Source organism: Chitinophaga sp. (assembly GCF_036569185.1).
In the GTDB taxonomy this organism is placed as follows: domain Bacteria; phylum Bacteroidota; class Bacteroidia; order Chitinophagales; family Chitinophagaceae; genus Chitinophaga.
This window is the reverse complement of record NZ_DATCRD010000397.1, coordinates 1-14,433: the sequence shown is the minus strand read 5'-3', so window position 1 is coordinate 14,433 and position 14,433 is coordinate 1. Positions and strand designations below refer to the sequence as shown.

Here is a 14,433-nt window from a genome sequence, read left to right as displayed (position 1 = left end):
TTGCTGCTGATAGCGGTTTTAGTAAAGTACCCCGACATCCTGGAAGGGAATGTTACGCTCACTACAGATCCGCTGCCCATCAGGGCAAAGTCGCAAAGCGGGGGCAGGGTATTGCAGATCTTTGTGAAAGAAGGTCAGCAGGTAACAGAGGGAGAAGTGTTGGCAGAAATTGAAAATCCCATCGGGCTTAAAAAGATCAATGAGCTGGAACAGTTATGTATGTCTGTTAACAGGTGGCTGCACAATGATGTTACTGATTCACTGGCAACCTGCCTGAAAGATGATGGGCACCTGCTGGGAGAAGCGCAGGTCGATTATAACAAACTGCTGCAAAGTATCAACGCATACCTGCTGGTGAAAGACCAGCGTATTTATCATAAACGTATGACGAATCTCCGTATCCAGGGCAGCCGCTATACGGCTTTATCCAGATCGGCCGACCAGGAAAGGACATTGGTAAAACGGGAACTGGAAAGTGCGGAGGATTTTTTTGAAGCGAAGAAAAAACTGTATGAAGAAAGGGTGCTGTCGCGCAAGGAATTCAATGATGAAGTAACGGCGCTCAATGAAAAAAGACTGGCGCTGGAAAACCAGCTGGAAACAAAGATCCGCTCGGGCATCGCCGAAGGCGAAAATAACAAACTGCTGCTGGACATGGAATATGAGAAAAAAGAACGGGAGAATGAATTGGTATTGAGTATAGAGGAACAGGTGCGCAATGTGCAGAGTTATATCCGCGGCTGGCGTCTGAAATTCCTGGTAACGGCCCCGTTCAACGGGCGTGTGTACGAGCTAAGGCCACTGCAACGCAATGAAGTGGTTACAGCCGGCGAGGAGCTATACATGGTGGCGCCGGATCGTTTTAAATATGTGGCCTATTCCATGATCCCTGCTGCCAGCTTTGGCAAGATCGCAGTGGGCCAGCCCGCGCATATCATGCTGGCGCAGTTTCCCTATAATGAATATGGTTACCTGGAAGGCACCGTGAGCTTTATTTCGCATACGCCCCAGGCGGCAGACAATTCCAAACAGGGAGAGAAAAGCGAAGCCATGTACCGGGTACATATCCGGCTGCCCGACAGCCTGTACACTACTTATCATGTTAGTATAAGGTTCAGCCCTGAAATGACGGGCAGTATCCGTATCATTACGCGGGATAAGAACCTGTTGCAGCGGTTGCTTGATAACATTGCCAGGGTCGACAAATAAAAAATTCCCGATTGCGTAAACTTTTCCTTTTTCGTCGCAGGACCTTTGCGGAAGTTTTAATCAACCAGTCTATTTTAAATGACAAGACTTCTGCTTACTGTATATGCCCTGCTCTGTTCAGCGATAGTATACGCCCAGAACGGTACCATCAGCGGTATTGTAACCACCAGCGACGGCCATCCGGCTATTAATGTAACCATTACTGTAGAACGCACCAGGCTTGGCGCCATCAGCAATGAAAATGGTGAATATGCGATTAAAAATATTAAACCAGGTAACTGGACCCTGCGTATTACTTCGGTAGGTGCCGCTACCCAGCTGAAAGAAGTGACAGTAGCGCCCGGGCAATCCAGGCAGCTGAACTTTACCCTCAACGAAAGCGCAGCCCAGTTGAGCGAGGTAACTGTTTCTTCCCGTAACATGAACCGGGAAAGCCGGATAGTGGCTAAGATGCCGCTGAAGAACCTGGAGAATCCCCAGGTGTATAACAGCGTTTCCTCTGAGATCATGAGGCAGCAGGGCATCACTACCTATGATGATGTGATGCGCAATGTGCCAGGCATCTTCCAGACGTGGCAGTCGACCGGCCGGGCCGCCGATGGCGCCTCTTATTTCGCGCTCCGTGGTTTCGATGCACAGCCCTCTCTTATCAACGGCCTCCCTGGCCTCACCAGCGGCAACCTCGATCCTGCCGATGTGGAGGAAGTACAGGTCATGAAAGGTCCTTCCGGTACGCTCTTTGGCGCCAGTTTCTACAGCTACGGCGGTATCATCAATACCATCACCAAAAAACCTTACTATGGCTTTGGTGGTGAAGTAGGATATAGCATCGGCAGCTTCGGGCTTCACCGCGTTACAGCCGATGTGAATACCCTTCTCAGCAAGAAACAGAAAATTGCCATGAGGCTCAATGCGGCTTATACTTCTGAAAACTCTTTTCAGAATGCAGGCTTCCGGAAAGATTTTTTCATTGCTCCCTCTTTTGTATACGAAGTAAATGACCGTCTGTCTTTTCATGTGATGGCTGAAATTCTCCAGGAGAAAAGGGCGGTGCCACCAGTGTTCTTTCACACCAACCGCGCAGCTCCGCTCGATTTTAAAAACATCCGGGAACTGAACCTCAATGTGAAGGAATCATTTACCAGCAACGAGCTTACCATTAAAAATCCCCGTGTCAATGTGCAGGCGCAGATGCTGTATAAGCTGTCAGGCAACTGGACCTCTCAAACTGTTTTCTCCGGTGGCAGGGTAAAATCCGACGGGATCTATACATATATCTGGGACCAGGACCCGGGCGATAAATGGTTTGGGCAGAATTTTAGTATTGAAGATCAAACCACCAAAACATTTGATATACAACAGAACTTCAACGGTGATTTCAAAATCGGCGGTTTGCGTAACCGTTTGCTGATAGGGCTCGACTACTTCTTCCGCAATGTAGTGGATAAGGGTTCTGGTTCGATTACCGGCAGGAATGTGAGCCCGCAGGGAGAAGTGACGGATTATACGGATCCTTCCACAAAGGAAGTGCACCCGGCTTTACCGTTAACAAAGGATGCCATTTACGGCGCGCTGGCAGCTACTTCCAACAGCAATTCGGATGTTACCAACGGCTTCTACAGCGCTTATGTATCTGATGTGCTGAATATCACGCCTGAGTTGCTGGCTATGGTAAGTCTCCGGGCTGATTACTTCAATTCCAAAGGCGATAAGAACGCCTCCGACGATGATGGCTACAACCAGTTTGCCTTGTCGCCCAAGTTTGGATTAGTATACCAGGTAGTGCCGGATAAGATCTCCGTTTTTGGCAGCTATATGAATGCATTCCTGAACGTATCACCATCTTCTGTTTATGATGCCAACGGCGTTTATGAGCGTACACAGTCGTTCAAACCTGAACATGCCAACCAGTTTGAGTTTGGGGTGAAAACAGACCTCTTTGCAGATAAATTATACGCTACTTTATCTGTGTACGATATCAGGGTAGGCAACAAAGTGATCCCCGACAGTAAAAACCCCATGAACTCCACGCAAGGTGGTAAATTTGGCAGCCGTGGATTTGAGATAGACCTGAATGCCCATCCCGCACAGGGGTTAAACATCATTGCCGGTTACAGCTTTAATCATACAAAAGTACTGGAGGGTAATAAAGATGATTTCTATAGCGAACCAGGCAGGGCGCCCGGTGGGCAAGGGCCACAAAACCTCGTCAATCTCTGGGCTACTTACCGGTTTACCAGCGGCGCGTTGAAAAACTTTGGTATAGGCGCCGGCGGAAATTATGCCAGCAGGTATAAAGTGGTTGATAACAGTGTTACCGGTATTTTCTACCTGCCCAGCTATGCGCTGCTGAATGCCGGCGTATTTTACAATGCCAGGCATTTTCGTATATCTTTTAACGTGAATAATATCACCAATGAAGTGTATTACAATGGCTACTGGTCTGTAAACCCACAGAAACCAAGGAACTTCGTGGGAAGCATAGCATTTAAATTCTAGTAAAGAAAACAGCCGGCTCAAATACGAGCCGGCTGTTTTCTTTATAAGCTTACCCTGTTAAAGAAATTGATACTTAAAGAACCGGATACAATTTTTAAACGCACGGTATGCAGCCCATCTGCAGGGAAGGAGAGGGCGCCTGCATCTATGAGCGACCAGGCGCCGTTGCCGGTAATGGGCATGTTTATTACAGGCAGATCCGTTCCATCTACATTAAAGCGGATAGCTGCCGCCTGGTTGGAAGAGTAGCGCACCTCGAATTTGCTGTTGCCTGCACCGAAAGGAAGCTCTCTCCATTCCATCCACTCGTTAGCCTGGGTATTGTTCACATGCCATCCGCCGTAGGTGTCGCCATTCTTTACAATGTCCAGGTCGCCATCGCGGAAAGTACCGCCGCTATTACCACTACTGAGGTCATTGTAAAAGTCGCATCCTTCCGCTTCCACTTTCAGTGTGGCGGGATAGGGATCATTACTGAAGCGCCGCAGGATGTTGATACGTTGATTGGGATAATCATAATACGTAACATCCCTGCTCCTGAAAATAGCGGCGTTTTCCGCGCAATCAGTGAAGCCTTCCAGTAAGGTGAACAGGGCGCCGGCTCCCCGGGTGTTGGTGAGCGTATTGATCCAGGTTTGTCCGTGGTTGGCGTCGATGAACATATTGGTAGTGCCTTGTACCACGCGGAAGCCGGGTACGCCGGAACCTACCTTTACGCCGTTGAAAGTATACAGCGTAGAAGGATTGGTCATGTTGAACCAGTTATGCACCGCATCCGTTACTGTTGGGTCGTTCACGGCAGGGTCCCTGTCGATCCACGATTTTTCAATCACCAGGTAGGGGTTCTGCCCGAAGGTGGCATTGAACTGCGCGCGTATATATTGCAGGATCTTCTTCAGGTTACCATTACCGGAATTAATGGCCCAGCTGGGATGCACGGCCCAGAAGAATATCACCGGCCTGCCATTGTATTTAAAGCGTTTGGCGTCTGGTATGTTCTGATAGGCGGTTTTGATATTATAGGTCCAGATGTATTTATAGTTTGCCGTATCGCCGCAGTCGAAAGGCGTAGACGTCGTATAGCCCAGACCGTTATCTACATTCCTGTTGGCGCACCAGGAAGAAGGGCAATCGTCAAACACAGCAATGGTGAACTTACCGGTTACGCCCCTGCGATCCATGGCCTGTGTGAGCTTTGTCAGTTTACGCGGGTCGCCATGATCAACGGTGGGTACATTGGGGCTGTAGCCACGGCAATTAGCAGCGAAGAAGTCCTGCCCGCTGAAGGCAAATTCTTCCACCAGGTTATCCCACCAGTCGTCTTCGCTGGCAGATGATTTATACAGGGGCAGATTGTAAAGGATGTTGCCTGCCGGCGTGGGATTAGGGCCTCCCCCGGAGCGGATGGTGTTATTGAAGCCAACTACCGAGCCTATAAATTGGGTGGCGGCCAGCGTGCCTGTGGAGGCCGACAATGTTTTTTCACCGGGAACAGCTTGCGGTTCCAGTGCTTTCTTTGAGCAGGAGGTAATGCACAGTACAGTTATGCATACGCTAACTAATAAAAGGTGTTTCATGATGATAAGATTTTATAAGATGGTAAAGAAGATGAATGCCCATTAACGTGGAGAATGGGCGCAGTTAAGCGATGCCGTTACCTTATGGCGGGTGGCAATAATTCATACCGTGGGTTTTAAATGAAGAAAAAGCGAAGGTAGAAGCAGGTGCTTAACAAAGGGCTTAACAAACGCATTAATAACGTGGATGCCGCTACAAAGAAGTAAGTGTTTGCTGTTTTCAGCGCTTTTCCGTATCATTACGTCTACAACGGATAACCCGGTTAACCCAGCTTAACGGAAACAAGCTGCATTCTAAAAGAACGGACTGATGAACACTTATGCTTTTGCACCGCCAGCAGATGGCAAAGATTATTTCAAGGCAGGCGATTTTATTTTTGAGATAGATGATACCCGATCCGGGCAGGGATTTGACCATTCCGGCGCTGCAACCATCACGCTGGTAGCCAGAACCAGTGAGGCGACAAAGGCCGTGAAGAAGAAGTTACTGGACGATGACGAGCCAACAGGGGAGGTGAAGATAGTGATTCCCGCATTGGGGATTTACAAACCCGGTTTCCTGGAAGGCATATTGCAGTTTAAAGAAGATAAACAGGAAGCGCCTTATCTTTCCATGGACAAGAGAGGCTTTCAGTATTCGCTCAAATTTTTCGGCGATGTAGTTTTCAGGGATGGCTGGGTGGCCATGTTGGGCCATCTGAAACCTTCCTGGGGCGAGAAGCCTCTTTTCCCGGTAAACATCTACAGGAAAATTAATAAAGAACAGTTCAACTGGGAGCGATACACATTTACGTCCGTGGAAGAAGCAGCAGGAGCGCCGGTGGAGCAGGTAAAAAAGCTGGTGCTGGTGAACCCGGAATTCAGCAAACTGCCCAATGAATTTTACCGCCTGAAATCCCTGCAGCACGTGGAAATCACGCCTAAGTGGCCAGTGCAGCAATTACCGCTGGAACGCCTGGATGATAAATTACTGGAGCTGAAAGACCTGGAGAACCTGGTAGTCGCTAATACTGCTTTATGCCGGATCCCCGAATATATGAATAAGCTTACAAAGCTCAGGCATTGCTCGTTTGCAGGCGGGCAGCTGTCGCGCGTGCCCGCCCGCCTGATGGATATGCCCCGCCTGGAATACCTGAACCTGAACGGTAACCAGCTCAGTGACATTGCCGTATTCAACATGCCGGAGCTTAAATACCTCCACCTGGAAAAGAACCAGTTAAAAACGCTGCCGGAAAACCTGTTGTCGTTGCCAAAGATCGAAAAGATCTATGTATCGGGGAATCCTTTTTCCTTCCTTTCGCCTGGCTTTTCTGATTTCGCGGGGCTGGAACTGGATATGAAAAGCAGACAACAGTTGCTGGACAATACTTATAAGGATGCCGATGGCAATGAGCCTGTAGCCTGGAATAATGAAGCATTCTTTGCGCAACAGGACGAAGCGTTAATCCGCCCGGTAGAAGAGATCATTACAGAGAATGGATTGTCGCCGTACAAGGATGCTTTACGGGCGCTGGTAAAAAAGGCCATAGGGTTTAATCAAACCGCTGAAGAAGACTATGCGGATACCGGTAACCACCGCTTTGGCGGGAGGCCTGATCTGCCGCAGGATATTGATTATCCCGTGTTTTATGATGATTATAATAAGCGGTATTACAAGTACGAATTCATTGCGCAGGTGAATTGCGAAACGCTGGCGCCTTTGCAGGAATATTTGCCCCGTACAGGCACGCTCTTTTTTTTCTTTGAAACTATACATCGCCTGGGATCAAAGGGATGTATACCCTGTAAAGTGTTGTATGTGGAGGATAATTCCACGTTGCAATCCGGCAGTAGATTTTCCTTTTCGGAAGAAGATTTTTTTGAGCTGGAAGGCGGGCAATACCGGCCTTATAAGGCGGATGCCTTTGTCCGCAATTCCGTGCCTTGTTTTTATTCCTGGCATTCCAATCAATACCTGTTCAGGGGTGTCTCAAAGTCCTTACCGGAAGATGAGGACCTGATGGAGGGCCTGTATGAAACTTTTGAAGAGCCGGTTAACTTCCTGCTGGAAAGTGATCATGCCATCAATAGCTATGGCTTTACCCAGCATGAATCCCCGGAACTGCAGGCGGCGCTGGCCTGCAAGGGCGACCCGGAAGACTGGACCATTCTGCTTGCCGTAAAATCGCGGGGAGATTTCCAGTGGGGCGATGCCGGCGACCTGTTTTTTGTGATACACAAAAGCGACCTTGCGAAAAAGGATTTCCGCAAAGTATATGTAACCCTGGAGAGCAGTTAAATTATTTGATGTTATGAGAGAGAAACTGGTTTCATTCTGGCAACGTTTTGGCCCGCCCCTGGAAGCGGTGGGACTGATACTTTTAGTTATTGCAAACACCTACATGAAAGATTCCATGACTTTCAGGGTGGTGGCGATCTTTTACTGGCTGGTCTGCCTGGTACTTTATGTTATCACCGAGCCCAACTACCGGAAGGTAAGGTTCTGGGTTTTCCTCCTGCTTGGATTGCTGCTGGTCATTAACCAGCTGCCTCAATTTCCGGGAGCTATGAATTAGCTGCCTGTTTCAGGCTTTACTTTTTATCTGCCTGTTGTTCTTCCTCCCTTTAAACCGGAAAGGGCGTCTTTTACCCGCAACTTCCCAAATGATAATTCATTGATCTGCCGTTTATAATCCATAGTTATTAAGTATGGCTTATAATCGGGGGGAATCCGGCCCGGATACGGGGAATATCCGGGGGAAACAGGGAGTATCCACAGGGTAGCCATGCAGTAAGCTGCCTGATAGAACCGGACAGTTCCTGTGCCAATACCGGACAATTTTTTCCTGAATATATGTATATCCGGATGATTAACAATCATATAATAGCTGGCATTATTATGGGGGCGCGTTTCCAAACCAAAGTCGCCATTTATGCTGAAAAACTATGTCAGGATTGCCTGGAGAAACCTGGTTAAAAGTAAGATCTTTTCTTTTATCAATATTTTCGGTCTTGCTACCGGTATAGCAGTGGCCATGCTCATTGGCCTCTGGATCTATGATGAGGTTTCCGTTAATACGCATCATAAGCATTACAGCACGCTGTACCAGGTGATTATGCATCAAACCACTGATGGGGTAAGGCATACAAACCGCGGCATGCCTTTATCCATGGGAGATGAGCTGAAAGGCAGGTTCGCCGACTTTGAGGGGGTAGCCATGTGCGACTGGGGAGGAAGGCATTCCTTATCCTATGGGGATAAGCGGTTCAGTAAGGAAGGCTACTTTATTGGAGAAGAAGCCATTGATATGTTTTCATTTAAGGTGTTGAATGGTGATAACCATCCCTTACATGATCCGTATTCCATTGTGCTTACGGAAGAAACCGCGCATACGCTTTTCGGAGAGGAGAATCCCGTTGGCAAAATAGTGAAACTGGACAATGCCCATGATCTGAAAGTGACCGCCGTTGTTGCCGCGCAGCCTAAAAATGCTACCCTTGTTTTTGACCTGTTGCTTCCGTGGCAACTACAGGAGAACATCAATCCCAATATTAAAATTTACAAAGATAATTGGGGAAATTACTCCTGGCGTACGTTTGTACAGTTGAACGATCATGCAGATCCCGGAACCGTAAATGCTAAAATAAAAAATATAATACTGGATCATTTTCCCGGCGACCAGCTGGTGATCAATTCAAAGCCGGAGGTGGTGATGTTTCCTATGTCTAAATGGAGGTTATATGCTGATTTTGAGAATGGGGTAAACACGGGGGGCTTTATTAAATACATCAGGATGTTTGGTGTGCTGGGACTGATTGTGCTGGTAATTGCCTGTATTAATTTTATGAACCTGAGCACTGCCCGGTCTGAGAAGAGGGCCAGGGAAGTAGGCATCCGTAAGGCGGTGGGCAGTTTACGGAAACAACTGATGGGACAATTCCTGGTTGAGTCCCTGTTTATTGCTGTATTGGCCTTTTTTATGGCCCTGGGCATCACTGCTATATCCTTACCGTATTTCAACCAGCTCACCGAAAAAACGATGAGTTTGCAGATCACCAATCCTTATTTCTGGGGGATAATGATGGTCTTTACGGTCTTAACCGGGTTGCTGGCGGGCAGTTATCCTGCCTTTTATCTTTCGTCGTTTAACCCGGTAAAAGTGCTGAAAGGCGTGCACCGGGTTGGGCCGGGCGGCGCCCTGCCACGGAAAATACTGGTGGTAACCCAGTTTGCCTGTTCGGTGATCCTGATGATTGGCACCATCATCGTTTACCAGCAAATTCAGCACGGAAAGAACCGCCCGGTTGGCTTTAATAAATCCGGATTGATTGCCGTCAACTACTCCGATGATATCAACAGGAACTTTGAGCCGTTGCAACAGGACCTGTTAAATTCAGGGGCCGTGGTTTCCGTTTGTAAAACCAATTCGCCCCCAACGGAGGTATGGGCAAGGCAAAGCGGCTGGGAATGGAAAGGAAGCCAGCAAAACGATCAGCTGATCGCTTTCCCGACCATTGCTACCGAATACGACTATACGAAAACATTGGGTATAAAAATAAAAGAGGGCCGGGATTTTTCAAGGGCCTTTGCCACCGACTCCAGTGGCGTATTGTTAAACGAAGCGGCGGTAAAGCGCCTGGGCCTGAAAAACCCTATAGGTGAAGTGTTGAAGTGGAATGGAGCGCCTCGCACCGTGACAGGCATCGTGCCCGATATGCAGATGGAATCTCCTTTTCAGCAGGTTTCTCCCTTAATGATCGTATTCTTTAAAGGTTGGGTGAACCAGCTTTGTATCCGTATGAACCCCGGCATGTCTGCATCTGAAGCCATTAGCCGCATTAAGCCGGTATTCGACAAATATAATCCTTCCTTTCCATTTGAATATAAGTTTGCCGATGAGGAGTATGCCAGGAAATTCAACTACGAAGAGCTGGTGGGAAGCTTAGCTGCTATTATCGCTGTATTGGCTATTGTTATTTCCTGCCTGGGACTTTTTGGTCTTGCTACTTTTATGGCGGAACAACGGACAAAGGAAATCGGTATCCGCAAAGTGCTTGGGGCCAGTGTAATGAACCTGTGGCAGATGCTTTCAAGGGACTTCCTGGTACTGGTGTTAACGGGATGCGCCATTGCCATACCCATTGCATTTTATATCATGGATAACTGGCTAAAGCAGTATCAGTACAAAATCCATATTGGGATATGGGTATTTATGCTGGTGCTGGTGTTATCAGTAGTGGTTACGCTTCTTACCGTGAGTTTCCAGGCTATTAAAGCCGCTATAGCCAATCCTGTAAAAAGTTTAAGGACGGAATAGCCATTTTTTCGATGTTTGCTGCTTTCCCAACCTGTCATGTTATAATTCTTTTTGTTCCGCATGGGGGTATCCTGATGTTACAGGCGTTTTAGTAGTAACAATAAATATTTACGGATATCATGAAAAAGTATGTTTACCTCTCAGGGACATTGTTATGTCTCCTGGCCGCTTATTGCAACCCCTTAATGGCCCAGAAAAGTTCGACGGCGAAAAGTATTTCAGTAAAAGAAGACAGCGTACTGATGATGAGCGGGGAAGTCAAACATGGTAAAATAACCGGAGTGGGAACAGATGCTGTTTCCTTTGTGCACAGCGGGGAAAAGCTGGAGTATTCTTTGAAGAAAACAGACATTCAGAAAATTATGTTTGCCAGCGGCAGAACGGAAATTGTAACTACACCCGTTGCAGCAAAAAAAAAGGAAGACAATTATCCTCCTATGGAGCATAACCTGATCGCTGTATTGCCTTTCAAATACCGCAGTGTAGGGGAGCCGCTGGAACAGATCAATGCTACAAAAGAAAAACTGCAGGATGATACTTATTCTTACCTGAGCAAACGGAATGGATTGTATAAATTCCAGGACCCGCAAACTACCAATGCGTTGCTGATCCGCAACGGTATTGATGAAAACAGTATCAGGGGATATACTTTTGATGAGCTGTGTAAGATCCTGGGTACAGCGTATATTATACAGGGAGGTTTATCGCGCAGCAGTAAAGAAAATATAGCCAGCGCTGAAACTAAAACGATCAAGAGCGATGATGACCGTACCCGGCAGAATAAAGCGGCCAGCACGGTAGTTGAAAGAACGTATCAGAATGAAGTGTCGGTGCTTATTTACAACAGGCAAAACGATAAGATTTTCGACAATCACCGGACGGCTATTTTATCAGGAGAGGCTTCATATAAAGATGCATTATTTTATATGCTGAAAAGATGCCCGGTTTATAACAAGTAACTTGTAACATGTGTGGAGATATAAATCTGCACATTACTGTTGTTATATTAAGATAAATACGTTTTACGGTACTGGCTGGGCGTTTGCAGTTTTACTTCTTTGAATTGTTTACTGAAATGCGCCCAGCTTTTATAGCCGCTTTCATAGCAGATATCCAGGATAGGCCGGGTAGTGGCTGTAAGCAGTTTACAGGCGTGGCTGATGCGTAAGTCTCTCAGGAAATCGAAATATGTTTTCTTGATATTTTTTTTGAAGAAGCGGCAGAAGTTGGGCACACTCATATTGGCAATAGCTGCTACTTCCTCCAGGGTTACTTTTTCAAGGTAATGTTTAAAAGAGAAATCAATAATTTTTTCGATGATGGGGTTTACTACGTTGCCGGTATCGTTGAAGTCTTCCGACAGTATTTTATAATGAGTGGAATGGCCTATTTTATGCAGGCATTGCAGTAACAGGATGAGTTTATCAAACCCTTTTTTGCGGTACATCTGCTGCATACTTTCCGACACTTCTTTTTTCAACGCTTTCCCCAATTGTATGCCGTTGTTCTTTTGCAGCAGGGATTGTATCGTTTTCATTTCCGTCATTTGTAACAATCCTTCTCCCCAGCAGTCGGCGGTGAAGTGTATTACCAGTGCAGCCCCTTTCATTTGCGGATGGCTTTTCCTGAACCAGTGGGGAAGATTACCGGCCATGAAAAATACATCGTTCACTTTATAATCGCATACGTAGTCGCCGATCATAGCCGTTCCATGTCCTTTTAATATCAGGATCAATTCGTACTCAGGATGTTTGTGCCAGTTGGTTTCAAACTGCGGCGTTTCATAAATGCGGCAGGCAAAACTCTGGCTTGAGTCGTTGGTGATTTTTTGAAGAATCGTTTTCATACAGGTTCTAAGATAAGGCATCTTATCATTTAAATGAATGATTATGGCTAAATATTGATAAGATAGCATATTTTCTTTCAAAAATAGCGGTTGAATACTTTTTAAAATCAGGCAATATTTGCGTAATAAAACACGATATGAAAACAGTTACAGGAGAGAAAATTTTCTTCGCCGGCATTCCGGCTATTCAATTTGAAGGTCCGAAAACAGATAACCCGCTGGCTTATCGCTGGTATGATGAGAACCGGGTAGTAGCCGGTAAATCAATGAAAGAGTGGTTAAGGTTCGCAGTTGCTTACTGGCATTCTTTTAACGGAACAGGTGCTGATCCCTTTGGTGAAGCAACGCATATTTTTGAATGGGATAAGAACACAGATCCCATTGCCAGGGCGAAGGATAAGGCTGATGCCGCTTTTGAGCTCATTACCAAACTTAATCTTCCTTATTATTGCTTCCACGATGTAGACGTGGTGGATTATACAAACGATATTGAGGAGAATGAAAAGCGTTTACAAACACTCACACAATACCTGAAGCAAAAGCAGGAGGAGAGTGGTGTGAAGCTGTTATGGGGAACAGCCAACCTGTTCAGTCACCGCCGCTATATGAACGGTGCGGCCACCAACCCCGACTTCCATGTACTGAGCCATGCAGCAGCACAGGTAAAAGCTGCGCTGGATGCTACCATTGCATTAGGTGGAGAAAATTATGTTTTCTGGGGTGGTCGTGAAGGCTATATGAGCCTGTTAAATACCGATATGAAACGGGAAAAGGAACACCTGGCCAGGTTCCTGCAGGCATCAAGGGATTATGCCCGCAAGAACGGGTTTAAAGGCACTTTCTTTATTGAGCCCAAGCCTTGCGAACCAACCAAGCACCAGTATGATTACGATGCGGAAACGGTGATCGGTTTCCTTCGCCAGTACGACCTGCTGAACGATTTCAAGCTCAATCTCGAAGTGAACCACGCTACACTGGCAGGCCATACTTTCCAGCATGAGTTACAGGTAGCCATAGATGCAGGTTTACTTGGAAGCATTGACGCCAACAGGGGCGACTACCAGAATGGATGGGATACCGACCAGTTCCCTACCAATCTGAATGAATTAACAGAAGCGATGCTGATCATTCTTGAAGGAGGCGGCTTTAAAGGAGGTGGTATCAATTTCGATGCAAAGATCAGGAGAAACTCTACCGATCCTGCCGATATTTTTTATGCGCATATCGGTGGCGTAGATAGCTTTGCCCGAGCCCTGATCACCGCTGATGCCATCCTTGAGAAAAGTGAGTACAGGAAATTACGGCAGGAGCGTTATGCTTCCTTCGATGGATCCACTGCAAAGGCATTTGAAGCAGGGAAGGCCAGCCTGGAAGATCTGCGCGCCTTTGCCATTGCGCAGGGAGAGCCGGCTGTGAAGAGCGGAAGACAGGAATACCTGGAGAATATCATTAATAATTATTTGTAAGCATTTAGCATTCCCGTTATGGCCCTCGTGGCTATTACACACCCACCTGCTCTCAGAGAGTAGGTGGGATTTTTTATGTGCGTAGTATTCTTGCTCTAACATCCGCTATCGCGTTGCGGATGGCTGGCGTCCCCACACCATAATAGGCGCTTCGCCCGCGCCGGAGGAAGGAGATCAGGGTATTTCTGTAAGCTCCCGTATGCTAATGAATAAGAAAGGTTGAAAATACACTTATTTATTTTTATCTTACCGTGATTCAATCATACGTATAAATTCCATGTCTACACTTTCTCAAATACTCGAACATAAGATCATTGCCATTGTGCGTGGCGTGCAGCCGGAAAATGTGCTACGGCTGGCGGAGGCCATGTATGCGGGTGGCATCCGCCTGCTGGAGGTAACTATGAATTCGGCCGACCCGCTGACCGTTATCAAAGAAGTATCCGCCAGGATGGGCGATAAAATGATCATAGGCGCAGGCACTGTGCTGGATGCCGCCGCCGCCCGCGAAGCAGCGGCAGCAGGGGCGCGTTTTATTC

Annotated in this window: 9 protein-coding genes and 1 pseudogene; 8 read left to right on the top strand and 2 right to left on the bottom strand. The window is 47.1% G+C overall.

The window, feature by feature from the left end:
- Together VIM72_RS30065 and VIM72_RS30060 are read left to right on the top strand one after the other, a co-directional pair.
- A partial coding sequence (locus tag VIM72_RS30065) for an HlyD family secretion protein (RefSeq protein ID WP_332006498.1) occupies positions 1 to 1,209 on the top strand: 1,209 nt, incomplete at its 5' end.
- A 78-nt stretch (positions 1,210 to 1,287) separates the two neighbouring features.
- Entirely contained in the window at positions 1,288 to 3,708 is a 2,421-nt protein-coding gene (locus tag VIM72_RS30060) for a TonB-dependent receptor (protein ID WP_332006497.1), read from the top strand.
- A gap of 41 nt (positions 3,709 to 3,749) precedes the next feature.
- Here VIM72_RS30060 and VIM72_RS30055 read toward each other — a convergent pair whose 3' ends face one another.
- A complete protein-coding gene (locus tag VIM72_RS30055) occupies positions 3,750 to 5,285 on the bottom strand; it encodes a DUF5010 domain-containing protein (protein WP_332006496.1) in 1,536 nt (511 codons plus the stop codon).
- Between the two features lie 310 nt (positions 5,286 to 5,595).
- Here VIM72_RS30055 and VIM72_RS30050 point away from each other — a divergent pair, with 310 nt between their 5' ends.
- The 4 genes from VIM72_RS30050 (at position 5,596) to VIM72_RS30035 (ending at position 11,541) form a co-directional block, all read left to right on the top strand.
- Positions 5,596 to 7,563, top strand: a complete 1,968-nt coding sequence (locus VIM72_RS30050) for a DUF1963 domain-containing protein (protein ID WP_332006495.1) — start codon at positions 5,596 to 5,598, stop codon at positions 7,561 to 7,563.
- 13 nt (positions 7,564 to 7,576) lie between these two features.
- Positions 7,577 to 7,840 carry a hypothetical protein gene (locus VIM72_RS30045; RefSeq protein ID WP_332006494.1) on the top strand — a complete coding sequence of 88 codons (264 nt, stop codon included), beginning with the start codon at positions 7,577 to 7,579 and terminating at the stop codon, positions 7,838 to 7,840.
- Positions 7,841 to 8,197: 357 nt separating this feature from the next.
- The gene (locus tag VIM72_RS30040; protein ID WP_332006493.1) at positions 8,198 to 10,582 is read left to right on the top strand and encodes an ABC transporter permease; all 2,385 of its coding nucleotides are present in this window, start codon (positions 8,198 to 8,200) and stop codon (positions 10,580 to 10,582) included.
- Between the two features lie 119 nt (positions 10,583 to 10,701).
- Positions 10,702 to 11,541, top strand: coding sequence for a hypothetical protein (locus VIM72_RS30035; protein WP_332006492.1), 840 nt, complete (start codon positions 10,702 to 10,704; stop codon positions 11,539 to 11,541).
- Positions 11,542 to 11,588: 47 nt separating this feature from the next.
- Here the strand turns inward: VIM72_RS30035 and VIM72_RS30030 are convergent, their stop codons facing one another.
- Positions 11,589 to 12,428 carry an AraC family transcriptional regulator gene (locus tag VIM72_RS30030; RefSeq protein WP_332006491.1) on the bottom strand — a complete coding sequence of 280 codons (840 nt, stop codon included), beginning with the start codon at positions 12,426 to 12,428 and terminating at the stop codon, positions 11,589 to 11,591.
- Positions 12,429 to 12,565: 137 nt separating this feature from the next.
- Here VIM72_RS30030 and xylA point away from each other — a divergent pair, with 137 nt between their 5' ends.
- Both xylA and VIM72_RS30020 read left to right on the top strand, forming a co-directional pair.
- Positions 12,566 to 13,894: a xylose isomerase gene (gene xylA, locus VIM72_RS30025; protein ID WP_332006490.1), complete on the top strand. Its 1,329-nt coding sequence runs from the start codon at positions 12,566 to 12,568 to the stop codon at positions 13,892 to 13,894.
- Between the two features lie 277 nt (positions 13,895 to 14,171).
- Positions 14,172 to 14,433, top strand: a pseudogene (locus VIM72_RS30020) (2-dehydro-3-deoxyphosphogluconate aldolase); the annotation flags it as partial.

Excerpts from the sequence above, each read along its gene's own strand:
- VIM72_RS30035 (WP_332006492.1), top strand. The coding sequence starts at position 10,702 with ATGAAAAAGTATGTTTACCTCTCAGGGACATTGTTATGTCTCCTGGCC.
- VIM72_RS30050 (WP_332006495.1), top strand. The coding sequence starts at position 5,596 with ATGAACACTTATGCTTTTGCACCGCCAGCAGATGGCAAAGATTATTTC.
- VIM72_RS30045 (WP_332006494.1), top strand. The coding sequence starts at position 7,577 with ATGAGAGAGAAACTGGTTTCATTCTGGCAACGTTTTGGCCCGCCCCTG.
- VIM72_RS30060 (WP_332006497.1), top strand. The coding sequence starts at position 1,288 with ATGACAAGACTTCTGCTTACTGTATATGCCCTGCTCTGTTCAGCGATA.
- xylA (WP_332006490.1), top strand. The coding sequence starts at position 12,566 with ATGAAAACAGTTACAGGAGAGAAAATTTTCTTCGCCGGCATTCCGGCT.
- VIM72_RS30055 (WP_332006496.1), bottom strand. The coding sequence starts at position 5,285 with ATGAAACACCTTTTATTAGTTAGCGTATGCATAACTGTACTGTGCATT.
- VIM72_RS30040 (WP_332006493.1), top strand. The coding sequence starts at position 8,198 with ATGCTGAAAAACTATGTCAGGATTGCCTGGAGAAACCTGGTTAAAAGT.
- VIM72_RS30030 (WP_332006491.1), bottom strand. The coding sequence starts at position 12,428 with ATGAAAACGATTCTTCAAAAAATCACCAACGACTCAAGCCAGAGTTTT.